The 26,840-nt window shown below is 60.6% G+C and carries 9 protein-coding genes; 2 read left to right on the plus strand and 7 right to left on the minus strand.

Features of this window, described 5'->3' with window-relative positions; genetic code table 11:
* Positions 1-7: 7 nt before the first annotated feature.
* A complete protein-coding gene (locus tag ABTW55_RS11505; RefSeq protein ID WP_350429253.1) occupies positions 8-13,909 on the minus strand; it encodes a non-ribosomal peptide synthetase/type I polyketide synthase in 13,902 nt (4,633 codons plus the stop codon).
* A 371-nt stretch (positions 13,910-14,280) separates the two neighbouring features.
* Here ABTW55_RS11505 and dinB point away from each other — a divergent pair, with 371 nt between their 5' ends.
* Positions 14,281-15,414, plus strand: a complete 1,134-nt coding sequence (gene dinB, locus ABTW55_RS11510) for a DNA polymerase IV (protein ID WP_060423886.1) — start codon at positions 14,281-14,283, stop codon at positions 15,412-15,414.
* 33 nt (positions 15,415-15,447) lie between these two features.
* Entirely contained in the window at positions 15,448-16,302 is an 855-nt protein-coding gene (locus ABTW55_RS11515) for an alpha/beta fold hydrolase (protein WP_060423884.1), read from the plus strand.
* Positions 16,303-16,388: 86 nt separating this feature from the next.
* Here ABTW55_RS11515 and ABTW55_RS11520 read toward each other — a convergent pair whose 3' ends face one another.
* The 6 genes from ABTW55_RS11520 to ABTW55_RS11545 all read right to left on the minus strand — a co-directional run bounded on the left by ABTW55_RS11520 (position 16,389) and on the right by ABTW55_RS11545 (position 26,808).
* Positions 16,389-17,408: a YncE family protein gene (locus ABTW55_RS11520; RefSeq protein WP_369783847.1), complete on the minus strand. Its 1,020-nt coding sequence runs from the start codon at positions 17,406-17,408 to the stop codon at positions 16,389-16,391.
* Between the two features lie 105 nt (positions 17,409-17,513).
* Positions 17,514-18,374 carry an isochorismatase gene (locus ABTW55_RS11525; protein WP_004930014.1) on the minus strand — a complete coding sequence of 287 codons (861 nt, stop codon included), beginning with the start codon at positions 18,372-18,374 and terminating at the stop codon, positions 17,514-17,516.
* 3 nt (positions 18,375-18,377) lie between these two features.
* Positions 18,378-20,006, minus strand: a complete 1,629-nt coding sequence (locus ABTW55_RS11530; RefSeq protein ID WP_060423881.1) for a (2,3-dihydroxybenzoyl)adenylate synthase — start codon at positions 20,004-20,006, stop codon at positions 18,378-18,380.
* A 7-nt stretch (positions 20,007-20,013) separates the two neighbouring features.
* Positions 20,014-21,219 (minus strand): isochorismate synthase, encoded by a 1,206-nt coding sequence (locus ABTW55_RS11535; protein ID WP_033655152.1) that lies wholly within the window; start codon positions 21,217-21,219, stop codon positions 20,014-20,016.
* A gap of 211 nt (positions 21,220-21,430) precedes the next feature.
* Complete coding sequence (gene entS / locus ABTW55_RS11540; RefSeq protein WP_033649954.1) at positions 21,431-22,687, minus strand: enterobactin transporter EntS; 1,257 nt, start codon at positions 22,685-22,687, stop codon at positions 21,431-21,433.
* 176 nt (positions 22,688-22,863) lie between these two features.
* Positions 22,864-26,808, minus strand: a complete 3,945-nt coding sequence (locus ABTW55_RS11545; RefSeq protein ID WP_033655151.1) for an enterobactin synthase subunit F — start codon at positions 26,806-26,808, stop codon at positions 22,864-22,866.
* Between the last annotated feature and the right edge of the window lie 32 nt (positions 26,809-26,840).

Consider the following 26,840-nt stretch of genomic DNA (forward strand, 5'->3'; position numbering starts at 1 on the left):
CCCTGTATTAATTTAAATAAAACTCATCTTTAGAGGTGACCCACTGCGTTCGCACATCGGGCGCGATACGCTTCGCCATGTTGATCAACGTCGCACCCGGTCCGATTTCAAACACGCCGTCCGGCGTGCCGCCTTGCCCCAGCAACGTTTGCACCGCCTGCAGGAAGCGCACCGGCTGAGTGATTTGCTCACTCCAGTACTCCGCCGTCTGCAGCCCTCCCGCCGCCGCTTCCCCCGTCAGCGTGGAAATAAACCGCACCCCATCCGTCGGTGCGCGCAATGCCACCGTACTCACCACGTCGCCAAACGCCGCCGCTGCCGCTGCCGCTGCCATCATCGGCGAATGGAAAGCGTGCGAAACCGCCAACGGCGTGTGTTCATGCGCATAATGCCGCTGCACGAACGCCGCCAGCGCCGCGTGCGGCCCCGCCACCACCGTCATTCCCGCGCCATTCTCCGCCGCGATAACCACCTCCGCCGGCAGCACGCGACGGACGTTCTCCGCCGAATCGCGTATCGCCGCCATGCCGCCCGGCTCGCAGTCGGCCATCAGTTGCCCGCGCCGCGCCGCCAGCATCAGCGCATCACCGCTCTCCATCACACCGGCGACCACTGCCGCTGCAAATTCGCCTATCGAATGCCCCAGCACGTGCGACGGCGTCAGCCCTCGTGCCTGCCACATCGCCACCTGCGCCAACTGCAGTGCCACCAACGCCGGTTGCTGGTATTGCGTCTCCTGCAGGCGCGCCGAATGCTCGGCGCTCGCCTCCAGCAACCATTGCAGCAGCGGCGCGTCCACCCATGCCGCCAGTTGCGCGACGTAATCTTCCAGCGCCTCGCGGAACACCGGATCCGCCGCGTACAGCGCGGCGCCGGCGCCGGACTGCAGCGCCCCCTGACCGGTAAACAGCCAGGCATCCTGGCGTGCGCGCGCCTTGCCTGACGGCTGGTCGTAGGATTCCAGCACCACGTGCGCATTGGTGCCGCCGAAGCCGAACGAGGAGACCCCGGCGACCAGCGAACCCTTGCCGCCGAGCGGCACCGGTGAGGTTGGAATGATGGCGTCGAAACCGTCCAGATCGATTTTCGGGTTCAGCGTGCGGAAGTGCACGTTGCCCGGCGCCTGGCGGTGGCGCAACACTTCCACCGCCTTGATCAGGCCGATGACCCCGGCGGCCCCTTCCAGGTGGCCGATGTTGGTCTTCACCGCTCCCAGCACCACCGGCTTGCTGCGGTGGCGGCCCAGCACGTTCTTCAGGGCGCCCACCTCGATCGGATCGCCCAACGGCGTGCCGGTGCCATGGCATTCGATGTAGTCCACGTCCTGGCCGCGCAGCCCGGCTTTCGCCAGCGCTTGTTCGATTACCGCTTCCTGCGCGCCGCCGTTAGGCGCGGTAAGTGAAGCGCTGCGCCCGTCCTGGTTCACCGCCGTTCCGCGGATCACCGCCAGAATGGTGTCGCCAGCGGCCTCTGCGTCGCTGAGGCGCTTCAGCACCACCGCGCCGACGCCTTCACCGCGGCAATAGCCGTCTGCACCCTCGTCAAAAGTGGCGCAACGCCCCTTCTGCGACAGCATTTTTGACGCGCTGCAACCCACAAACGAACGGTGACTTAACATAACGTTCACGCCGCCGACCAGCGCAGCGGAACAAACGCCGTTGCGCAGCTTCTCAACCGCCAGATCGACCGCCACCAGAGAAGAAGAACAGGCGGTATCCAGCGTCATGCTCGGCCCGGTCAGCCCCAACAGATAGGACATGCGGTTGGAGGTGATGGATGACGACGAACCCGCACCAAAATAGGGATCCGTCAGGAAGTTATCGCCGTGCATGTGTGCCCAGTCATGGTTCATCTGGCCGACGAAAACGCCGATCGATTGAGAACGCAGCGTATCGAGATCGTATCCCGAGTGGTAAAACGCTTCATAAGCCACTTCCAGCAATAGACGCTGTTGAGGGTCCATCACGCGCGCTTCGGCAAGCGGAACGTTGAAGAACTCATAGTCGAAGCTTTCCACTTCACTCATGAAGGCGCCCCGGCGCGTGTAGCTGCGCCCGACGGCATTCGGATCCGGATCGTACACTTCGTCGATATCAAAGCGGGAAGCCGGGATGTCGCTGACACAGTCCGTGCCGGCCAGCAGCATCTGCCAGAACTCTTCCGGCGAATAGACCTCGCCCGGCAACCGGCAGGCGCTGCCGATAATGGCGATCGGCTCTTCCGTTCTCTGCCGCACCGCCGCCACCGCCGCAGGCTCCGGCCGACCGTTGCCCTCCCCGGCGGCGGCCTGCGCCGCCAGCGCCTCGGCCATCTCCGCGATGCTTGGGTGGTTGAGTGCGAACACGCTGCCCAGCGACACGCCCAACGCTTTGCTGAGCGTCTGAGACAGAATGACGGCATTCAGCGAATCCAGTCCGCTGGCCATCAGCGGCTCATCATCCGCCACCGGCCTGCCGACCGCCTCGGCCGCCGCCCGGCGCACCAGCGTCAGCAGATCCTGAGCCGGTCGGGCCGCTGTCCGTTCAACGGCCGCGCGCTCCCGCCGCTGCAGTTTGAAGCGCGATACCAGCGGCATGTCCAGCACCGTGCGCGCCCAGTCGATCGGCGACACGCACACCGTGCCCGCATACCCCGACGCCAGCAGCCGCTCAAGCACCGCCCGGCCCAGCGCATTGCCGATCACCCCAAAGCCGGCCGCTTCGGCGCGACGCACCGCGTCATGCCGTACCGCCATGCCCGCGTCCGACCACGCGCCCCACTGAACGGACAGCACTCGCTCGCCTGCCTGCGACCAGCGCTGCGCCAGCGCATCCAGCCCCGCGTTGGCCGCCGCATAGCTCGCCTGCCCCGCCGACCCGAAGGTGGCCGCCGCCGAGGAGTACAGCACCATAAAATCGCACGGTACCAGGCTGTCATGCAGGTGCTCGGCACCCCGCACTTTCACCGCCCACGCCTGCGCCAGCTTCTCGGCCGACTGGTTGGCCAGCGTGCCGTCCGTCAGGACGCCCGCGGTGTGGATAACCCCGGCCACCGCCGGCCACTCCTGCGCCGCCAGCCAGTCCCCGACCGCCGTCACGTCGGCGGCGTCCGCCACGTCGCAGGCCAGGCTCTGTACCTGCACGCCCTCCCACGCCGGCAACGCCGCCGCCCGGCCGCTGCGCGACAGCAGCAACAGATGCGTCGCCCCCTGCTCTGCCAGATAGCCCGCCGCCACCTGGCCCAGCGCGCCGTTGCCGCCGCTGATCACATAGGTCGCGCCGGCGCGGATCCCGGCCCGTTCGCCGGCCGGCAGATGACAACGCTGCAGGCGCTGCGCCTGCAGTTGCCCCGTCTCGTCAAGACGCACCACCTCTTCCAGACCGCCGGTCGCGCACAGCACCAGCGCGCGCGGCAGTTGCTCCGCCGCCAGCTCCATATAGGTCAGCGCCCGTTCCGGCTGCTCCAGCCGCGCCGTACGCACCAGCCCCGACAGCCCGGCGTCGCCCTCGCGGTCCGCACGCTTCAGCAGCACCCGGTGCGCCGTCGTCTCCGCCTGCAGCATCGCCAGCGCCAGCGCCATATCCTCTTCTTCGCCTTCACTCAACAGCGCCACGGTCTGCCACGGCAGTTCGTTCAGCGCGGCCGCCAGTGACGAACCCCCGCTGACCGTCACGCCGCGCCAGCCTTCCGGCAACGGCGTCTCCACGGTCCGCCTCGACAGCAGCAGGTGCTCCCCCACCGCCGGAGACACCGTCTCCGGCCCGGCAACGCCGACCCACGCCGTCTCGAACAGGCACTCATTCAGCCGGGACTCCACGCCCGCCTGGCGACAGGACACCCCTTCCAGCACGGCATACAGTTCACCGCCGTCGCCGAACAGCATGACCGTGCCCGCCACGCTTTTCGCGCTGACCGCGTCGATCTGCGCGCTGGCCCACAGCGTCGTCGGCTGCGAATCCAGCGTGAACAGGCGCGCCGAGCTCACGCTGAACGGGATGCACACCCCGCAGCTTTTCATGCCGCACAGCCCCAGCAGTTGGATCCCCGCGTCCAGCGTCGCGGGATGCAGCAGGCTCAGTGCGCGCTCGCCCGCTGACGTCAGGGCGATCTCCACCCGCGCCAGCGCCTCGTGCTCGTTCAGATACAGGTCATGCAGATTGCGGTAGCCGTCGCCAAAGCCCACGCCGTGCTGCGCCAGCGTCTCGTACAGCGCATCGATATCCGCCGCCGCGCTGCGCAGGCGGAACGCCGCCACGTCCGGCGGGCTGTAGCCCCCGTCGCCCTCGGTCAGCACCTGGCTGCGACGGCTGCCGGCATACTGCTCGCCGTCGCCGTTTTCGATCACCCATTGCTCGCCGTCGGCGAGGCAACGCACCACGTCACCCTCGCGAACCACCAGTGGCTGGGTCATGGTGATATCACGCACCTCCACGCCGGTCGCCGGCAGGGCGCCCCGGTACTGCAGCAAGGCGGCGCCGGCGATCATCGTGATGTGACTGGCGGCCGGCACCAGCACCTGACCGCCGATGCGATGATCCCGCCACAGGGAAGCCAGCTCGGCGTTCAGCGTGGCGGCAAAGCCGCCCGCGTCGCCGCGGCTGAGCAGCGGGTTGGGCAGACGGCGCCACGGCAGGAAGTGGGGAGTATAGCGGGCGCGCGGGTACGTATCGCCCGATGGCCGTTCGTAGGACTCCAGCACCACGTGCGCATTGGTGCCGCCGAAGCCGAACGAGGAGACCCCGGCGACCAGCGGACCCTTGCCGCCGAGCGGCACCGGCTCGGCGGAGATGATGGCGTCGAAGCCGTCCAGATCGATGTTCGGGTTCAGCGTGCGGAAGTGCACGTTGCCCGGCGCCTGGCGGTGGCGCAACACTTCCACCGCCTTGATCAGGCCGACGACCCCGGCGGCCCCTTCCAGGTGGCCGATGTTGGTCTTCACCGCTCCCAGCACCACCGGCTTGCTGCGGTGGCGGCCCAGCACGTTCTTCAGGGCGCCCACCTCGATCGGATCGCCCAACGGCGTGCCGGTGCCATGGCATTCGATGTAGTCCACGTCCTGGCCGCGCAGCCCGGCTTCCGCCAGCGCCCGCGTGATGACGGCCTCTTGCGCCAACCCATTCGGCGCCGTCATGGATACGCTGCGTCCGTCCTGGTTCACCGCCGTTCCGCGGATCACCGCCAGAATAGCGTCACCGTCGGCCTCCGCGTCGCTGAGGCGCTTCAGCACCACCGCGCCTGCGCCTTCGCCACGGCAATAGCCGTCCGCCGTCTCATCAAATGTGGCGCATCGCCCCTGCGAAGACAATGCCTTGGTCGCACAGGCGCTGACAAACATTCGGTGATGCAGCATTACGTTTACGCCGCCGACCAGCGCCATCGAACAAATGCCCTGGCGCAATTTGTCAACCGCCAGATCGACCGCCACCAGAGAAGAAGAACAGGCGGTATCAATAGTGACGCTGGGGCCAGTCAGCCCTAACAGATAAGAGATGCGGTTGGAGGATATAGAACCGGAAACCCCCGCGCCAAAGTAAGGATTGTGGGCCTCTTCGTCGCGCCCCATGCTGCTCCAGTCATCGTTCGCCAAACCGATGTGAACGCTGGTCGATGAGCCTTTTAAACTCGTTTTGTTCAATCCGGCGCTATGGAAAGCATCATAGGCCACTTCCAGCAATAATCGCTGTTGAGGATCCATCACTTTAGCCTCCGCCAGCGAAATGCCGAAAAAGGCATAGTCGAAGTCTTCGGCATGGCTGATGAATGCGCCCTGGCGGGTATAGCTGCAGCCGGCGGCATCACGATTGGGATCGTAGACTTCGTCAATATCGAACCGTGAGGCGGGAATATTGCCGACACAATCGGCGCCGGCCAGCATCATCTGCCAGAAGTCTTCCGGAGAAGAGACATTCCCAGGCAAGCGGCAAGACGTGCCTATGATGGCGATCGCTTCTGCCTCGCCGTCTCCCCTTTCAGAAACGGATGGAATCATTTCCTCTTCAATCTTTCTGACCAATGGTGGGTAGTGTTTGTACAACAGATTGAAATGGTGCCCATCACACGGAACCACCTCGAGCGTGGATGCCAACTCATGACAACGTTTTATAACGTCGGTATCGCTCTGGAAGGAACGGCTGGCCTCACGCATCATCTCGGATTGCGTCTCAATGGGCGGAATGGTGCTCTGGAATAGCAGCACGGGCGCGAACAGCTGCCGCGGCGCCACATAGTTTTCCAGGAGAATTTCAAAAGGTGCAGGTTTTGGCGGAGCAATAAACGGCACCAAATGGCGAGGATCAAACATGATCACCCGTGACAAACGTTGCTGCTCCTCCAAATGCAGCCCCACCTCGAGCGCAAGCGCGGCACCAAAGGAAAGCCCGCCAACGCTGTACGACGGGCTGGGCACCTCGCGCAGCATGGCTTCACGCAACGCGGCGGCCACCGATTCCAGAGTAACCTGTTGCGCCAGCGGGTCTGCCGGGATCGCCGGCATCGCGGCGTATACCGGCACAGAAAGCGCCTGCGCTAACGTGCCGAAGGTTTTCTCTGCGTTCCCCATAACGCCGCCGATCAGGAACAGCGGTTCCCCATCCGTTTTATCATTCAGACGCTGCCAAACAACGGTTGACACCGACGATGTCTTGGCCCCCAGTTGCTCAATGAGATGCAAACTGACGTCGCGAGCGGTCGGATAGTTGAAAACGAAATGCGCGGGCAATTCCAGCGATGTTGGCAATGATTTCAGCAGTGCCTGCCTAATCTGTACCAAATCGAGAGAAGACAACCCCGCCTCCATGAAAGGCAAGTCTTCATCAAAGCGTTTTTCCGACAAGAAGGGTTCAATGCTCTCTCTGACCAATTGCCGCACGTCTTCGACTGACCACTCCGCCTGCGCATCCGCGCTCGATGTGGACGGCGTCGCCATCGCTGTCATAAAGGAAGAAAAACGTGGGGATAAATGCGAGAGCTTTCGCCACGCAATCGGGGAAGCACAGATGACGCCACGGCTGCGTGACTGCAGCAACCGCGCCAAGAGCGATATTCCCGATTCGTTATCAAGCAGACCATAGCCTGATTGTTCAATGCGCGAGACAGCGTGACTGCGTACCGCCATCCCGACATCTGACCATGCTCCCCATTGGATGGACAATGCGCATTCGCCGGCCTGAGCCCACCGCTCCGCCAAAGCATCCAGAGCGCTATTGGCCGCCGCATAACTCGCTTGCCCCGCCGACCCCAATGTCGCGGCCACAGACGAATACAACACAATAAAATCTGTCGGCGAAAGAATATCGTGCAGATGCCTTGCGCCGAGCACTTTCGCCGCCTGAGCCTGCATGAACATCTCGGCCGACTGGTTAACCAGCACGCCATCCGTCAGGACGCCCGCGGTGTGGATAACCCCGGCGATGTCCGGCCATCCCCACACCGTCAATTGGCGGAGCACCGCTTTAACCTGATCAGCCTCTGCCACATCACACGCTAAACTGGCCAGCTGAATGCTTTTTCCCCACTGCGGCACAGGCGTAATAGGCTGCCCGCTGCGTGAAAGCAGCACCAGATGCGTCGCGCCCTGTTCCGCCAGATATTGAGCAGCCAGTCTGCCAAGCGCTCCGTTGCCGCCGCTGATTACGTATGTCGCCCCGGCGCGAAGGCCATTCCCCTCGCCCGATGGCGGTTGATATCGCTGCAGACGCGGCACCTGCAACTCGCCCATGTCGCTCAGGCGGCACTCATCCTCCATATCCTCACAAACGCACAACGACAGCGCCTGCATCAGTTGGCCGCGATATAAAGCCAGGCAGCTCAGCCGCAACGCCTGTTGTTCTAATCTGGCGGTACGCGCCAGGCCCCATAGGCCGGCGTCGCCTTCCGAATCGGCGCGCTTCAACAACACCAGTCGCGCGCTCATGCCGCTCTTCAAGACGTTCAGTGCCTGTACAACATCCTCTTCGTCGCCCTCGCTGAAGAGCGCGACGGTATTCCAGTCTTTCTCCGTCAGTGCCGCAGCAATCTCCGCCGGATCGTTCGCAACCATAGAGATCCAGTCTTTTGGCAACGCCACAGGCACCTTACGCCGCGACAGCAGAAGATATGGGCCAGCTCCATTGACCTCTGTCAGCGGTTCTGCCGGCATCCATTGGGTCTGATAGAGCATATCTGCGGCGCTTACCGCAGGTTCGGCGCTTACCGATCGGCGCAATGCTTGTTTCGGCACCGGTTTTTCCCATTGCAGCGGCACATAGGTAAACGGATTGAGTGCGGGGGTTCCGCGCAGCGTCTCTGCGGAGGCTATCCACTGCGTTCGCACATCGGGCGCGATACGCTTCGCCATGTTGATCAACGTCGCACCCGGTCCGATTTCAAACACGCCGTCCGGCGTGCCGCCTTGCCCCAGCAACGTTTGCACCGCCTGCAGGAAGCGCACCGGCTGAGTGATTTGCTCACTCCAGTACTCCGCCGTCTGCAGCCCTCCCGCCGCCGCTTGCCCCGTCAGCGTGGAAATAAACCGCACCCCATCCGTCGGCGCGCGCAACGCCACCGTACTCACCACGTCGCCAAACGCCGCCGCTGCCGCTGCCATCATCGGCGAATGGAAAGCGTGCGAAACCGCCAACGGCGTGTGTTCATGCGCATAATGCCGCTGCACGAACGCCGCCAGCGCCGCGTGCGGCCCCGCCACCACCGTCATTCCCGCGCCATTCTCCGCCGCGATAACCACCTCCGCCGGCAGCACGCGACGGACGTTCTCCGCCGAATCGCGTATCGCCGCCATGCCGCCCGGCTCGCAGTCGGCCATCAGTTGCCCGCGCCGCGCCGCCAGCATCAGCGCATCACCGCTCTCCATCACACCGGCGACCACTGCCGCTGCAAATTCGCCTATCGAATGCCCCAGCACGTGCGACGGCGTCAGCCCTCGTGCCTGCCACATCGCCACCTGCGCCAACTGCAGTGCCACCAACGCCGGTTGCTGGTATTGCGTCTCCTGCAGGCGCGCCGAATGCTCGGCGCTCGCCTCCAGCAACCATTGCAGCAGCGGCGCGTCCACCCATGCCGCCAGCTGCGCGACGTAATCTTCCAGCGCCTCGCGGAACACCGGATCCGCCGCGTACAGCGCGGCGCCGGCGCCGGACTGCAGCGCCCCCTGGCCGGTAAACAGCCAGGCATCCTGGCGTGCGCGCGCCTTGCCTGACGGCTGGTCGTAGGATTCCAGCACCACGTGAGCATTGGTGCCGCCATAACCAAATGAAGAAACCCCCACCCGGACGGTCTCCTTCCGATCGTGGCTACCGATACGGGTAGGTTTGACCGGCACCACCGCCGCAAAACCGCTCAAATTAATTTTTGGATTAAGGGTTTGGAAATGAAGGTTCGCTGGCGCTTCACGATGGCGCAAGACCTCCAGAGCCTTAATCAACCCAGTAATGCCGGCCGCGCCTTCCAGGTGACCGATATTGGTCTTCACCGATCCCAGCACCACAGGTTTTTTGCGATCGACGGCCAACACATTCTTCAACGCTTCTATCTCGATCGGATCGCCCAACGGCGTGCCGGTGCCGTGGCACTCGACATAGTCCAAGTCGGCACCCTGCCATCCCGCCTCCTGCAATGCCTGTCGGATCACGGCCTCTTGCGCCAGGCCGTTAGGCGCAGTAAGTGAAGCGCTGCGCCCATCCTGATTCACGGCACAACCTTTGATAACGCCCAGGATCGGATCGCCGTCGGCTTCCGCATCGCACAAACGTTTCAGTACCACCGCGCCGACGCCTTCGCCGCGGGCAATGCCGTTGGCCTGAGCATCGAAAGTTGCACACCGTCCGTCGACGCTCAGCATCTTCGCCTGACAGGTAAAAACGTAAGGTTCTGGCGAAAGGATTAAGTTGACGCCGCCGGCGATCGCCATCCTGCAGGCGCCGCTGCGCAACTTGGCCACCGCAGCGTCGACCGCCACCAACGAGGACGAACAGGCTGAATCAATGGTCATGCTGGGGCCGGCCAGATCGAGCAGGTAAGAGATGCGGTTAGAGGTGATGGACGGTGCGGCGCCGGTTCCCGCGTACTCTTTCGTATGGCCGAAATCCATCATCCAGTCGTAGTTCATCTGGCCGATGAGCACGCCCGTTGAAGAGCCTGAAAGTTTTTCCCTGTCATAACCTGCCGCCAGACACGCCTCGTAGGCCACCTCCAGCATAATGCGCTGTTGAGGATCCATCGTTCTTGCCTCCGCCTGAGGCAAGTCAAACCAGGCATAGTCGAAGCTCTCGGCGCGTTCGATGAAAGCGCCGCGACGGGTATAGGCCGCTCCTAGTGTGTCGGGATTCGTGTCATAGATTGGGCTGATATCAAAACGAGAATCGGGGATGTCGGACATGCAATCGGTAGCGGACGACAGCATATGCCAGAATTCATCGGGAGAGCCGACATTGCCGGGCAGACGGCATGCTCGCGCGATAATCGCAATCGGCTCTGCATGATAATTGGGTGTCGGACGCGTTGCCGCCGACGCGGCACCATGCGGGTTGCTCAGTTGGCCCCGATGGAATGCCGCCAGCTTCACCGCGCTCGGGTAATTAAAGATCAGGGTATAAGAGAGAGACGTATTCCAGGCTTTTTTCAACATGTTAATCAGTTGAACCGCATACAGTGAGGTCAGCCCCTGTTCGATTAAGCTGCGGCTCGCCGAAAGCGTGCCAACCGGCACATCCAGTACCTGTGCGGCGAGTTGCAGCACCAGCGCGGCCTCGCTGGACGTTTCCACGCCAGTGTCGCTTTCCTCCCCCTCCGCCGGTAGGGTTTGCGCGATGCTGCGCAACTTTTTCATATCCACTTTATTGTTAGCCGTTAACGGGATCGCATCCAACACAATCCACACCTGGGGTGCCATATAATCAGGCAACAGCTGTTCAACATGGATACGGAGTTTTTCCTCCAGGCCCGTCTTCGCCTCATCGGCATTAGCGGTCGCAAAGCCGACCACGCGGGCACCGGCACCAGGAATATGTACCGCAACAGCGCGTTGAACTTCGCTGAGTTGCTGCGCGCAATTTTCGATTTCCGCCAACTCGACACGGTGCCCGCCCACTTTCACCTGCGAATCTTTGCGCCCGACAATCTCTATTTCTCCATTCGGCAGATATCGGCCAAGATCGCCGGTTTCATACAGCCGCCCATAGCGTTCGGTGTGAACAAATTTCTCGCCGGTTAATGTCGGATCGCGGAAGTACCCTTCCGCCACCCCTTTGCCACCGATGTAAATATCGCCGACCACTCCCGTCGGTCGATATTGCAGATCCGCATCCAGTACGTGCATCGTTTGATTGGATAAAGGCCGCCCGTACGGTACCAGCTCCGTGCCAAGCAAGTGAGAATCGGCCGTCACGACATGATAGTTCGACCATATCGACGCTTCGGTCGCGCCGCCGAGAGCAATAATTTGAAGCTGTGGATAACGTGCCATCGCATTGTCAACCATGGCCATACTGATGGCATCGCCGCTGAGCATCACCCTTTTCAGCGGCATGACATACTCCGGTTGGCTGGCCGCAATCAGCATTTCGAAGGACGTAGGCACGGTATTCCAGACCGTCACATGATGTTGTTGGATCTGCTGCCACCAGTAGTCCGGATCGCGCGTGCCATCCGGCTTGCAAACAACCAGCGTACCGCCGGTGGCTAATGTGCCGAAGATATCCCATACGGATAGATCGAAACTGAGGGAGGAAATGCCAAACGTCACCGTCTCCTGGCCAAGAGCAAAGCGTTGGTTAATGTCCAGGCAAGTATTCAACGCCGCATGGTGCGCAATCTCAACCCCTTTGGGCACGCCGGTCGAACCGGAAGTAAAGATGATATAGGCCAATGAATGAGGATCGATGGCAACCGACGCTGCTTCTCTATTTTCACTCTCTCGGGCCAAATCGACATGCACGTTGATTGTCGTCGGTGATTGCCCGTCGCCGCCGACATACCAATCACGCTCCGGCGACAATGTCCTGTCATGGACTAAAGCGACCTGGCAACCTGCCAGCTGCATGATGCTGCGGAGCCGATCGTCGGGATTGCTGGGGTTTAAAGGCAGGTAACAGGCCCCCGTCATTAATATCCCTAACGTCCCCGCGACTTGCTCCCATCCTTTCTCGAGCACGACTGCAACAGAATGCCCAGGCCCGATGCCGATATCCTGGAGTTTTACCGCTATTGCATTCGCCACGGAAATTAATGAACGATAAGTGAGGCTCACCGACTGATCGATAACGGCGATTTTATCCGGAAAAGCTTTCGCCGCCTTTATTACCGGTTGATGCAGCAACCCCTTATCCAATTCATCAAATTCGCAACCCGTGTCATTCATTTCCTCACGTAATTGCATGAGCTCCGGCGGCAATATCACGGATTGCGGCTGGTTAAGCGCGACATTCTCCAATACGCAATGGAAACACCGGAGCATTTCAGCGATCTGTTCGCCCTGATGCACTCGTCCATCGTAGTCCCAATTAATCTGCAGGCCGTTATCCGTTTCGTAAACCTGATGGTCCAAAGAAATTTGCGGCGTTTGTGTCTGCTGATAATTAAGTTTCGTGTTACAGCCGGTTAATTCTAGTCCTGGCTTGATAATGCCGATGAAAGACGTAAATACTATAGGGAAAGTCAGGTGCGGATCATTGTGGTGTTTACGCAACATCCGAATCACATCCAACCCATTAATATCGCTGTGCTCCAGCCCAGCCGACAACGTCTGGTGGAAACTTACCGCCTGCTCAACAATGCCCCTGCCGGCGGCCGATGTGACCGGGCACAACAAGACGTTGGTGAACTCGCCGACAACGCCGGAATAATCGTTATTTATCGCAACCGGGCGTTCAGACATCGTCACGGTAATCGTGAACTCAGGGTTTTCAGAATACAGACGCAGCACTTCCGCAAATGCCGATAATAAAATTGAATTAGGCGTAATCTGCAAATGCCCGGCGATACCCTTTATCCTCTCCCAATCATCGCCGTTTAGCGTAGCGGCACATCGATCAAAATTTGCATTCTGACTAACTTCATATTTAATTCGAGGGATCTGCGGCGGGCCGGGAATCGTTTTCACCTTTTCTTCCCAGTATGATAATGACGCCTGTGATACGTCTCCATTAATTCCAGCTCGGCAGTAATCAAAAAATCTTAATGGTGGAAGCTCTTGCGCGGTAAATTCAATGCCATCAATCGACGCGTTATACCTTTCAATCACTCGCTGACATAATATCATTGCGCTGGTCGCATCAATGAACAGCATATCCAGCATAATGTGGATACGAGTCATCTTGGCGCTTATTCGCGTCAATTGGATCCCCCAGAAAACCTCGTCGGTATGCTTCACAGCACTAATGCATTCTGAGCGGCGCAAATCTAAATCGGTGACATTGTCGATAGGAAATGAGAACTCATGACGTTTTGCATAGCGGTCAATCAATTTTTGCTGATTACCATTAACAATAACGGCATGTAACATGGGTTCATCATCAATGACAGACGTTACGGCGCGTTTAAAAGCGTCTACATCAAGACTTTCAACATCAAATTCGCTGTATACCTGGCATGAACAATCTCGTTCGGCTCCCAGAATATAAGATTCCTGCATAGGCGTCAGTGGTGCGATGGAGTCAGAATCGTCGCGCTCTCGGCGCTGGCCAGCAGCGTCGTCATCGGTTGCATAAAAAGATGCGCCAAGTCTTTCAATAACTTGCCCAACGGTCAGACCGTAGAGCTCTTGGTATGAGGGTGCCGGTTTAAGCATGCCGCGCACCCGCGTAGCCGTTAATGAGTCAATGCCAAGCATGCCGAACAGAGTTGATGCCATTTTGACTAATTCAGAAAGGGGGATGTCTAAAACCTGGGCAAGCACGTCGATAGGTGAAATTTTGCTGACTTTTTCCATCGTCTTCATGGGGCTTCCTGGAGGTATGTTAACAATTGAGAGTTACTTATCCTTTTTTATGATTACATTCTGTTAATGTAAATTAAAAGTGAAATCTTATAAAACATTCCAAAACGTAATAAGGGCAGCAAATCTCTGAAACCATCACCATTCCAGAAAGCAACTGCAGAATCGAATAACATAAAAGCAATACAATGATTTTATTACTATTTTTTCATAATTTGTTTTTTAGGATAATTCTCACCATCACGTAAGCGCTTAGATTAAAAAGGAAAAATCATCACAATGCCTTAACATATGTAGACATACACATTCATATATCTTATATTGCAATGGGGAAATTTCATAAGCCATATTAATACTATCTAAAGCGATTCAGGATGATGCTTAACTTCAAACAGCGCAGGTTCAAAATCATTCACATTGATATGGACTGTTTCTATGCTCAGGTAGAGATGCGCGACAATCCGGCGCTGAGAGAGCTCCCCATCGCCATCGGCGGCCCAACAAAAACCCAAGGGATCCTTTGCACCAGTAACTATAAAGCCAGAGAGTTTGGCGTTCGGGCCGCTCAGTCAACGTACGAAGCTTTTAAACTCTGCCCTGAACTCGTGTTGATTCATCCAGACTTCGCTAAATATAAGTTGATATCCAATCAGCTCAGCGTTATTTATCGTAAGTATTCAGAGAAAATACAGCTTATTTCGCTTGATGAGGCATATATTGATGTTACCGATAGCCACCTGCATAACGGTTCGGCAACGCTAATTGCACAAAGCATAAAAAATGATATTTTCGAAACATTAAGCTTAACGGCCAGTGCCGGTGTGTCGTTTAATAAAATGCTCGCAAAAATAGCCAGTGACTGGAATAAGCCCAACGGACTTTTCGTCATTACGCCGGACATGCGTGATGATTTTATGAAAACCCTGCCATTGATAAAAATACCCGGAGTGGGAAAAGTCGGTTATGAGAAACTGAAAAAAATTGGATTATCCACTTGCGGCGATGTTGTTGAACGAGACATTACCGAACTCATTAATCTTTTTGGCAAGCGCACCGCATTGAAGCTCTTAGAGGCGTGTCACGGCGTGTCCAATGCCGTCGTTAAGGAAAAAAGCCAGCGAAAATCATTTGGAATAGAAAAGACATTCTACGACCCCATTTACGATAATGAAGAAATCACCAAAGAAATCGATGGATTAGTATCAAACTACAACCTAAGGCTGGCAGAGTTGGATGACTTCCATTTTTGGCAGCGCAGAATATCACATGTATCAGTGAAGATAAGATTTAACGACTTTGAGACCCTTACCCGAGCCATTGGGATCCCCCCCCATGAATCTGACACGCTCATAACCAACAGGCTCATTAATAAAGAAACCGCTGAAATACTCAAAGCGCAGCTGCTCTCCATGCATCATGATGTCAAAAAACCGATACGGCTCATCGGCATTGGCATCAAGTTTGAAGAGAGCATTGATAGTCAATTAGAACTTTTTTCAACGCAATAGACAACATATTAATCAACCGCAAATAGGATTGTTATGATTAGGGAAACGCAACATCATGAGAAAATAAAGCTCTCCTGTGGGATATCTATCAACGTGACATCTTGGGGGGAACAGGAGGCGCCGGCGTGCCTGTTGATCCACGGATTAGATAACAACGCGCGTATTTGGGACAATATAGCAACAGAACTTAGTGAAAAATATCGAGTCTACGCCATCGATATTAGGGGACACGGAGATTCTGATTGGAGCGACAGCAACAGTTACACATTGCAAATCTTCCTCAAGGATATAGAACAAGTTAGAGCTTACTTATCGCTCTCAGACTTTATAATGGTCGGTCACTCTCTGGGGGGAAGAATAGCTACCTATTACACGGCCGAATACCAGCAGCACGTCAAAAAATTAATTATCATAGACATGGCTCCTGAGATTGGGAAAAATATCATTGAAAAACTGCAATCAGACAACAGAGGCCAGCCGGCAAACTTCCCAAGCATCCAAAGTTGTTATGCCTACATGCAGGCCATCTACCCCCTGTCCCATCAAGCGTTACTCTATGATTTCTGCCTGCATAGCTTCTCGCAACAGAATGGCTATTACACCAATAAAACAGACCCCGCATTCAAGCATAAAATGTTTCAGCCATCAGATCGGGATGGATATATCAACCCTTTGCAGGACGAAAAAATATGGGACGCCCTGCCGCAGATCAATATACCGACGCTAATTATTCGCGGTGGGTTTTCGGCGGTATTGTCCAGCCAGGTTGCAGACAATATGGCGAAAAAACTACCAAATGCCAATATAAGCATTATCGAGCGAGCGGGACATGCGGTCATGCTCGATAACCCGCAACAGACTACCAATGCGATCATAAACTTCATCTAATCAATATACCGCAGATCCTTGGGCGAAAAAAAACAGGCGGAGCGTCGCCGCTTCGCCTGTTCGATATGCGCGTACCCTGAGCGGGATTATTTCAGCGCTACGCGGATCACGTCGTCCGGCGCGGTGGCTTCTTTCTCGCGGCTGGAAGCCTGCTTGACGCTGACGTACAGCGTCTGACCGTCCGGCGACAGCGCCAGGCTGTTCGGGTGGGTCGGCGTCTTGATGGTGTTCAGCACCTTGTAGCTCTTGGCGTCGATTACGCTCACTTCGCCCGCCTGGCGATGGGTGACGTAAACTTCATTGCGCGCCGGGTTGAACAGCACCGCCAGCGATTCCGGTACGTCGATCTTGCTCAGAATGTTGCCGTTGCGGGTATCCACCACCAGCACCTGCGGCTGCTTGGAATCGGTGATGAACGCACGATGGGTAGCGGTATCCAGGCTGATGTTCAGGAAGAAGTGCTCTTTGGACTCATCCAGCTTCTTGCGCGACAGCACCTTGTTGGATTGGGTGTCGATGGTCACCAGCTCGCCGTCGGCGTTGGTAACGTACAGACGTTTGGCGGCGGCGTCCAGCGCCAGGCCGGTGCCGTATTTGCCGGTGTCGGTCACGGTGGCGCGCAGGGTCAGATCCTTGCCGTCCACCACCCACACTACGCTGGATTCACCCAGACCGGTGATGTACAGGGTATCGCTGTCGGCATCCGCCACCAGTTCGCGCGGCGCCAGCGGCTTGACGGTCTCGGAGCGCTTGCGCGCGTCCAGCACCAGGCGGCCTTTCACCTCGCCGGTCTTGGCGTCGATGGCGGTCACCGAGTTATTGACGGTGTTGCCGAAGAACAGCGTGCCGGTCTTGGCGTTGACGGCGGCGCCGAACGGTTTGATGTCATTATGAATAATCTGGGTCACGTCCAGCGTGGTCGGATCCAGACGATAAACGATGCCGCCCTTGTCCAGCTTGCGGCTCTGCGACGTCGCCAGATAGAGCGCGTTCTCGCTCGGGCTGTAGGCCATTTCATAGGCGCCCTTGCCAACCGGCTTGCGCAGCACTTCCGGCGCGGTCTGCGCCAGCAGCGTATTGGAGAACAGCAGCGTGGACAGCAGCATCAGCGGAAATGCCGCACGTTTTCCCTTGGTGATCAAAGCATTCATCGTAATCTCCTTATAGAACCAACGGGGCGGCCGAGCGGCCGCCCTCTCTCGTTATTAAAATCAGGCTTTCTCTTCGGAAAGCAGCGCCCACCAGCTGTCGATGGTCGGGTTGCGCGCCAGCGCGATAAAGTCGATATCGCCGCGGATCTTGCGCCAGCGGGTCGCCAGCTCCATGATGCGCACCGAATCCAGGCCATAATCGATCAGGTTCTCATCGTTGCCCATGTCTTCGCTGTCTTCGTCAAGCAGCGGCAGGATCTGCTGACGCAGCGCATCGATGCTGGCGATACCGGCAGCCGGCAACAGAGACGCGGTGGTCACCACCCGGCCGCAGCGGCCGGCGGTGTAGCGCAGCGCCATCAGGTGTTCGTCGCGCGAGAAATCCGCCAGGCCGTCGGCCACCATGAACGGCTGGATATTGCGCATGAAGGCGTCGATGGCGGTGGTCAGGCAGCCGATGTGCGCATACACGCCGCAGATAATCAGCTGATCGCGGCCGGACTCCTGCAGGATCTCCTGCAGCGGCGAGCGGTGGAAGGCGCTGTAGCGCCATTTCACCAGCACCGTGTCGTCTTCGTCCGGCGCCAGCGCGGCGGTCACCGCCTGCTGCTCAGGATGTTTGTTCAGGCCCGGCCCCCACATGTCGTTCAACAGCGCGCGATCTTCATCGCTCTGCTGGTTCGGCTGCGCGGTATAGAACACCGGGATGCCCTGCTGTTTGCAGTAGCGGCGCAGGTTGGCGATGTTCTCCACCACCTGTTTAATCAGCGCACTGTCTTCGCCCCAGAAATTGAGGAAATACTGCTGCATGTCGTGGATCAGCAGCGCAGCGCGCTGCGGTTCTACCTGCCAGGTGACTTTATTTTGCGGCAGTTCGTCCGCCGTCGGCAGCGCGTAGTCATTAAGTTTTGGAATGGCCATCGATTAATCTCCCTGAGCCTGAGTCTGTAGTTGCGCGTCGAGCTGCTGGCGCAGCCGTTTTTTGTCCACTTTGCCGACCGGGGTCAGCGGCAGGCTGTCCACCTGAATAAAGCGATCCGGCAGTTTGAAGTCCGCCACGCCCTGCTCGCGCAGGTGGCGGCGCAGCACCACCGGCTTCAGCGGCGCGTTGGCGATGATATAGGCGCAGCTCTTCTCCCCCATCAGCGCGTCCGGCATCGACACCAGCGCGGCGTTGATCACGTCCGGATGACGCAGCAGCAGGTTCTCGATCTCCTCGGCGGCGATCTTCTCTCCGCCGCGGTTGATCTGATCTTTCTGCCGCCCCTGCACGGTGATGTAGCCGTCTTCGCTGATGCTGATCAGATCGCCGGAGCAGTAGAAACCGTCGGCGTCGAAGGCGTCGGCGTTGTGCGCCGGGCTTTGGTAGTAACCGCGGAAGGTATAAGGCCCGCGCGTCATCAACCGGCCGACCTCGCCCGCCGGCAATGGATTGCCGTCGTCATCCGCCACCCACACCTCGTCGTCCGGCGACATTGGCCGCCCTTGCGTCGTCAGGATGTGGCGTTCGTCGTCGTCCAGCCGGGTGTAGTTCACCAGCCCTTCCGCCATGCCGAACACCTGCTGCAGTTGGCAGCCGATTTCGTTCTGAATGCGCGCCGCCAGCGTCTCGCCCAGCTTGGCGCCGCCCACCTGCAGCAGTTTCAGGCTGGCGAGCTGGGCATTGCCGCCCCACTCTTCGATCGCCTGCAGCCACAGCGTGACCGCCGGCGGCACCAGCGCCGTCACGTTGATTTGGTGTTGTTCGATCAGGCGGAAGCACTGCCCGGCGTCCGGATCGGCGGCGAACACCACCAGCCCGGCGCCATAAAACACGCCCAGCACACCCGGCGAACTCATCGGGTAGTTGTGCGCCACCGGCAGCGCGCACAGATAGCGGGTCTGCGCGTCGAAACGGCAGATCTCCACGCTGCGGCGAATGCTGTAGTAGTAATCATTGTGGGTGCGCGGGATCAGCTTCGGCGTACCGGTGCTGCCGCCGGAAAGCTGGAAGAACGCCACCTGATCGGCCGCGGAAGGCTGCGCGACAAAACCGTCGCTCGCTTCATCCAGCCAGGCGGCCAGCGCCAGCTCGCCCTCGGGCTGGCTGCGCAGCGCCACAACCCGCAGCGAAGGATGCGCATCGCGGAAGGCGTTCAGGAATTGATCGTCGGCAAACAGCGCGTGCTGGCGATCGGCGATCAGCAGCGCCGGTTTGATCTGCTCGGCATAGGCGTTCAGCTCGCTGCGCTGATGGCTGAACAGCGCGTTGACCGGCGCCACGCCAATTTTCAGCAGCGCGAAGAACACGATATAGAACTCCGCCACGTTGCCCAGCTGAACCAACGCGGTGTCGCCGGATTTTACGCCGCGGCGCAGCAGAGCGGCCGCCAGGCGATCGGAGCGCTGCTGCAACTCGCGGTAGGTCAGGCTGCCCTGGGCGTCGATAATCGCCGGGGCGTCGTTGTTGGCCTGGCGGTCGAGGATCTCGGTCAGCGGCTTGTCAGTCCAGTAGCCGCGTTCGCGATAGCGGCTGGCGAACTCCGCCGGCCAGGGGGTAAAGGCAATGCTCATCTTGTCGTTATCCTTGATTCATACCAAAGGCACGCAGAATGGTGCTGAGTTTGGTGCCTGTTTCATGCCATTCAGATTCGGGTGAAGAGTCTTCCACAATGCCGGCGCCGGCGAACAGACGCACCCGGTTGCCGTCAACGGTGCCGCAGCGGATAGTCACTACCCACTCGCCGTTGCCTTCGTCATCGCACCAGCCGACGATGCCGCCAAACAGGCCGCGATCGAACGGCTCCAGCTTGCCGATCAGGGCGTGTGCCTGGGCCGTCGGCATGCCGCACAGCGCCGGCGTCGGGTGTAGCAGGCAGGCCAGCGACAGGGCATTTTCGTCTGGAGACGCCGCCTCGCCGTCGATCGGCGTGGAGAGATGCCACAGCGTGGTGGTGGTCAACAGTTCAGGGGTGTGCGGCACGTTCAGGTAGCGGCAGCGGCCGGCCAGCACGTCACGCATGCTTTCGGTGACGATGCGATGCTCGTGGCGATCTTTCGCCGAGGCCATCAGCCGCTCCCCCACTTCGCGATCGCGCTGCGGGTCGGCATCGCGCCGGGCGGAACCGGCCAGCGGGTTGGAGTAGAAACGGCCGCCGTCCTGGCGCAGCAGCAGCTCCGGGCTGGCGCCCAACAGCGCGCCCTGCTCCAGCGGCACGTGGAAGTGGAAACCGTGCGGGTTTTGGGCGATCACGCGCGCCATCAGCGCATGGCGATCCACCGGCCGGCGCGTTTCGATCTCCAGCAGGCGCGACAAGACCACTTTATCCAGCTCACCGGCCTTCATCGCGTCAACGGCATCGCTGACCATGTTCATGAACGGCTGCTGCTGCGGCAGCTCCGTTATGCCAGCCAGCTCCGGCCCCTCTGCCGCCGGCTGAACGCCGGCCATAAAAGCGGCGCGATCGAACCAGCGGCTCTGCTGCGGAATAAACAGCGCCGAAGGCTGCCGGGTATCGAACGGGATAGCGCCGCACAGCAGCGGGTTTTTGATGCCGGCCTGACGGGCCTCGGCAAACGCCTGCCGCACGCTGCGCTGGAACTCGCCGTTCAGATCGGCGCCGTCCGCGGCCGGCAGGCGAATGCGGCTGAAACATCCGGTGGTGGTCAAGCTGCGGAAAGGGGAGGTAAAGAAGAAGCCCGACGCCGGAGAAAAATCAGCGGCGAACCGGTGTTCTTCGCGCTCCTGCATTTCCTTTCGATTGATGTCGTTCACGGCAGTATCCATCGCTTCGCCCTCAGATTTTGAAGTGATAACCAATATAATAATGATTATCATTTGAGTTAATTCCGCGCTAAATTACTCGCCGATATTTGCCATGTCAATAAACGTAAGCACTTCTTTCATTTCAAAATCATGACATAAACGCTGTGGGTTTTACGCATGCCGATGATAAGCATTGCTATTTGATCCCACAGCGTTGTCTTAACGCGTTCGACTACTTTTCTGTGGCGGGCTGCGGCTCCGGTTTGTGCAGCGTCACCTGGCGCAAACCGGTCATGGCGAACAGCAACAGGATGCCGAGCAGCGCCGCGCCGAAGCCGAAACCGCTGGCGCTCATCGCCGGCAGCATAAAGGCGCCCATCGCCCCCAGCAGCAGTGCGCCCAGCGCATCGCCCACCACGTTTTGCGCCGTCCACAGGCCGTTGATGCGGCCGAGGAAGTTGTCCGGCGTCAGGCTCTGGATCAGGCCGTATTGCAGCAGCGAGTTCAGCGCGCTCAGGTAGCCGAACGCCACCAGGCACAGCAACGCCAGGCTGTACCACGGCATCAGGCCGAACAGGCCAATGGCGGCGAACGCCGCGATCGCCGTCAGCAGCATCACCCAGCCGGGGCGCGCCACGTGCGCCACGCGCCCGCTGGTGAACGCACCGATGGCGGCGCCGAGCGGCACGGCGGCGTACATATAGCCGAGGTGGGCGGCGTCGATGTGCCAGCTTTCCGCCATCGCCGGGTACAGCACGCGCACCGCGCTGGCCATGGTCAGCAGCGCGCCGATCAGCGCCACCATGCCGATCACCTTGTTCTGGAACAGGAAGGCGAAACCGCCCGCCAGCGCGCGCAGCGGGTGTTCACGCGGCTGCGGCGGCGGCATCAGCTGCGGCAGGCTCAGCAGCGGCAGCAGCGTCAGCAGGGTGCCGAACGCCGCCAGGCCGTAGTTCCAGGCAATGCCCATATGGGCGATCACCAGGCCGCCGATCGCCGGAGAAAGGATCGAGCCGAAGCGCACCGTCAGCATGCTGATGGCGCCCGCCTGCACGATGTTTTCGCGGCCCACCAGCGCCGGCGTGGCCGCCAGCAGCGCCGTCACCCCCACCGCGCCGAAGAAGCCGTCCCACACCGCCAGCAGATAAATGGCCGCCAGCGAAGGCGATGGCAACAGGGCGTTGAGGCACAGGCCAACGAAGCCGATGCCGCAGGTGGAGCGCGCGAACAGGATCAGTCGGCGCCGCTCATAGCGATCGGCCAATACGCCCCCCATCAGCAGCCCGGCGAACATGCCGCCGCCGGCCAGCGTCACCGCCAGTCCGACCTGCAGGGTGGAACCGGTCAGCGCCTGGATCTGCACCGGGATGGCGATCGCCATCAGCCCCAGCGCCACAATGGAAATAAAGCGCGCGCAGAATACCGCGCGGAAAGCCCGGTTGGTTTTCAGCAGGCTAAAATCAAGCAGGATGGAGGGTTTGCTACTCATCGGTTTTTCACCACATCGTTAAACGGGGATTCTGCAGTTGCGGGGCGCTATGCTAGCACAGATGGCGAAATCAATAATGATAATAAAACTCATTGATATTCAACCGTGAACAACCGCAAGAAACGCCGCCACACGCGGGGTCATCCCCGTGCCTGGCGGCGAGATGACGGGCGCGATTACAGCGTGCGCAAGATCCGGTTCAGCAGCGGCCCCAGCACTTTGAACGACGCCGGCGAAACGATATCGACATGCGCACAGTCCAGCTCGTGCGCCTGCAGCGCATCGACGTACTGCGACCAGGTTTGCTGCACGTCCATCCCTTCCTGCAGCGTGCGTTTGGCGACGAACAGCGTCGCCTGGCCGTGGAAACGAGCAGTACGCGTGTGCGACAACAACCGCACCGAGTCGGCGTAGTTGGCTTCAATGTTGTCGAACATCGCGGTGCGCGTCTCGCCCAGCGCCGGATCGAGCGTATCCTGCGACACCGCCAGGAACTGCTCGCGCTCGCGCTGCACCTCCTTCAACACGTTGTCGTCCAGCATCACGTCCCAGTTTTGGGTCTCCGGCGGATAGGTATCCAGCAGGCCGAGGAACGCCACCTGCTCGCCGCGCGCCTGCAGCCGGGCGGCGATGCCCTGCGCCAGCGTGCCGCCCAGCGAATAGCCGATGAAGTGGTACGGCCCGTGCGGCTGTACCTGCAACACCGTCTGCAGGTGGGCATCCACCACCTGATCCATATCTTCGCTCAGTGCCAGCGGGCCGTCCGGCCGCGGCGACTGGATACCGACCAGCGACCAGTGCTGATCGAGATAGCGCGGCAATACGCTAAACTGCCAGGAGAAACCCGACGCCGGGTGCAGACAGAACAGCGTCGGCCCCTCGGTGACGCGCAGCGGCAATACGCTGTCGAAGCCGCTGCGATCGGCCTCTTCCTGCGTGCGATCTTCCGCTAACAAGACAGCCAGCTGCTCGACGCGCGACGCCACCATTACCTGGCCGACGGACACCGCCTTGCCCAGATCGCGGCGCAGCTCCGCCGCCAGCCGCATCGCCAGCAGCGAATGGCCGCCGAGCGCGAAGAAATCGTCATCGGCGAACACCTGCTCGCGCTGCAGCAATCGGGCAAATACCGCCGCGATCTCGCTTTCCAGCCCGGCCTGCGGCGGCCGCCCAGCCTTGCGCTCGCCGCCCTGCGGCTGCGGCAAGGCCTTGCGATCCAGCTTGCCGTTGGCGCTCAGCGGCAAATCGCTCATTTCCACCAGCGCCACCGGCACCATGTGCGGCGGCAGCCGGTCGGCCAGCGCCGCGCGCAGGGCTTCCGCATCCCAGCTCGCGCCAGGCTGCATCACCAGATAGCCCACCAACTGGCGCGCATCGCCGCCAGCGTCCACCGGCGTGCCCTGCAACACCAGCGCGTGCGTCACCGCCTGGCGCACGCCCGGCAGCGACAGCAAGGCGTGGTCGATTTCGCTCAGCTCGATCCGCTGCCCGCGGATCTTCAGCTGATCGTCGCTGCGGCCCAAATATTCCACCGCGCCGTCCGGCAGCCAGCGCGCCACGTCGCCGGTGCGGTACATGCGCCCGCCCTCGCCGAACGGATCGGCGACAAAGCGGCTGGCGGTCAGATCCGGCCGGCCAAGGTAGCCGTGCGCCAGCTGCACGCCGGTCAGATACAGATCGCCCGCCACGCCCGGCGGCACCGGCCGCAGGCGCGCGTCAAGAATGCGCAGCCCGGTGTTCCACACCGGCAGGCCGATCGGCACGTTGGCGCCGGTCACCTTCGCCAGCGCGTCGCCGTAGGCCGGATGCCAGGTCACGTCCACCGCCGCTTCGGTCGGGCCGTAGAGGTTGTGCAGCGGCACCGCCGTGCGGCTTTGCCACAGGCGGCACAGCTCCGCCGGCAGCGCTTCGCCGCTGCAGAACACCTGGCGCAGCGCGGCGCAGCTCGCCACCGCCGCGTCGTCGTCCAGGGCGGCAACGAAAGCCGCCAGCATCGACGGCACGAAGTGCAGCGTGGTAATGCGGTGCTGCGCGATCAGCTGTTGCAGCTGCTGCGGATCGCGGTGCGCCTCCGGCGGCGCCATCACCAGCCGGGCGCCGACCATCAGCGGCCAGAAGAATTCCCATACCGAGACGTCGAAACTGCACGGCGTTTTCTGCAGCACCGCGTCGTCCGCCCCCAGCGGATACTGGTGCTGCATCCACAGCAAGCGGTTGACGATCGCCTGATGGCCGACCAACACGCCTTTCGGGCGCCCGGTGGAGCCGGAAGTAAAGATGATATAGGCCGCATGGTTCGGCGTCGGGCCCGCGATCGCCACCCCGGCGGCGTGATCGGCCGGCAGCGGCGCGTCATACAGCAAAATTTCGCCCTTGTCGGCGAACCGCGCCTGCTGCGCCGGGTTGGTGATGACCAACCGGGGCGCGGCGTCTTCCAGCATCATCGCCAGCCGCTCGTCCGGATAACCGGTGTCCAACGGCAGATAGGCGGCGCCCGCTTCCACGATCGCCATCAACGCCAGCGACAGGAACACCGAACGCGGCAGCGCCACCGCCACGATGTCGCCCGGCCGCACGCCCTGCGCAACCAGCTCACGCGCCAGCGCCATGACCTGCTCGCGCGTTTCGCGGTAGGTGAAATTGAAATGCGCATCCGCCAGCGCCGGCGCGTCCGGCGTGGTTTGCGCCTGCTGCGCCAGCAACTGGCTCAGCGTGGTCGCCGGCACCGGGTGCGCCGTGTCGTTGACCCGCGCCAGCAGCGCGTGATCGTCGGCGGTCAGCATATCGGCTTCGCCGATCGGCAACGTTGCCTGCGCGGCGAACTGCGCCAGCAGCAGCGGCAACCGCTGCAGATGCGCCTGCAGTTCCTGGCGACCATAACGCTCGGCGTTGGCCAGCAGCTCCACCTTCAACTGATGGTGTTCGTCGATAAACAGCGCAATCTCCAGATCGCGCACCGGCCCGGAGGCCAGATCGTGAGTGATGCCTTCGATACCGGCGAAATCCAGCTGGTAATCGAACATTTTGAAGTTGAAGACCGTGCCGTACAGCGGTTCGCCGTCGCCGATGCGCCCCAGATCGCGCTGCACCTGTTCGGCGTCGTAGCGCTGATGGCGGCGCACCGTTTTCAGCTCGCGGCTGATGCGGGCGGCGGCCTCATACAGCGTGGCCTGCGGCTCGAGGTGCATCTCCATCGGCAGCACGTTGATCACCGGCCCGGCGGCGCACAGGGCGGCCGATCCGGTACGGCGCATGAAGATAAAACCGGCGCTGAAACTCGGTTGGCCGCTCAGGCGCGATACCCACAGCGCCACCAGCGCCACCGCCATATCGGCGGCGTTCAGCTTCTGCTGCGCGCCGCACTGCACCAGTTCGGCGAAGGCCTGCGGATCGCAGCGCTGTTCCAATCGATGGATGCGCGGCGTGGGGGTTTGCCCGGCCAGCGGCTGCGGGCAGAGCGTGGCCGGCGGCGGCAACTGCCGCGCTTTTTCGAGCCAAAAATCGGCGTCGCGCTGCCAGGCCGGCGCCTCCCGGTAAGCCTGGTATTCCGCCACCACGTCGCTGAACGCCGTGAAAGGCGTCGGTTCCAGCGCGTCGCCGCGGCAAAGATGGGTGTAAATCGCCGCCACGCGGCGAGCGATGGCGGTGAAGCTGAAACCGTCCACCAGCAGATGGTGATAGCGCTGATACCAGAACCAGCGGTTATCCGCCAGGCGCATCACCACATGGCGATACAGCGGCGCGCCGCTGCCGGCGCGCAGATCGCTCGCCAGATCGATGTCCATCAGCGCGCGCGCGGCGGCTTCGGGATCCGGCGACGTCGTCAGATCGACAAGTTCCGGCTCGTGCACCGCCAGCGTGTTATCCAACCATTGCACCGGCACGCCGTCACGTTCCGCAAAACGCAGGCGCAGCATGTCCACCTCGCCCAGGCCCTGGATGATGGCCTGCAGCAGAGGCTCCACGGCAATGGGACCGTTGAGTTCGATGGCGTGGGCCACCGCGTAGGCATTGCGATGCGGGGAGATTTGATCGGCGACCCAGATGCCGGGTTGCGCCGCGACCAGCGGCCATTCGCCCGCAAGCGCCGGGCCGCTGAGAGAGTTAGGGGTGTGTGACACTGCTTATTGCTCCCGTGATTACCTGGCGCCGG

The organism is Serratia sp. SM04, assembly GCF_040280225.1.
Lineage (GTDB): Bacteria > Pseudomonadota > Gammaproteobacteria > Enterobacterales > Enterobacteriaceae > Serratia > Serratia sarumanii.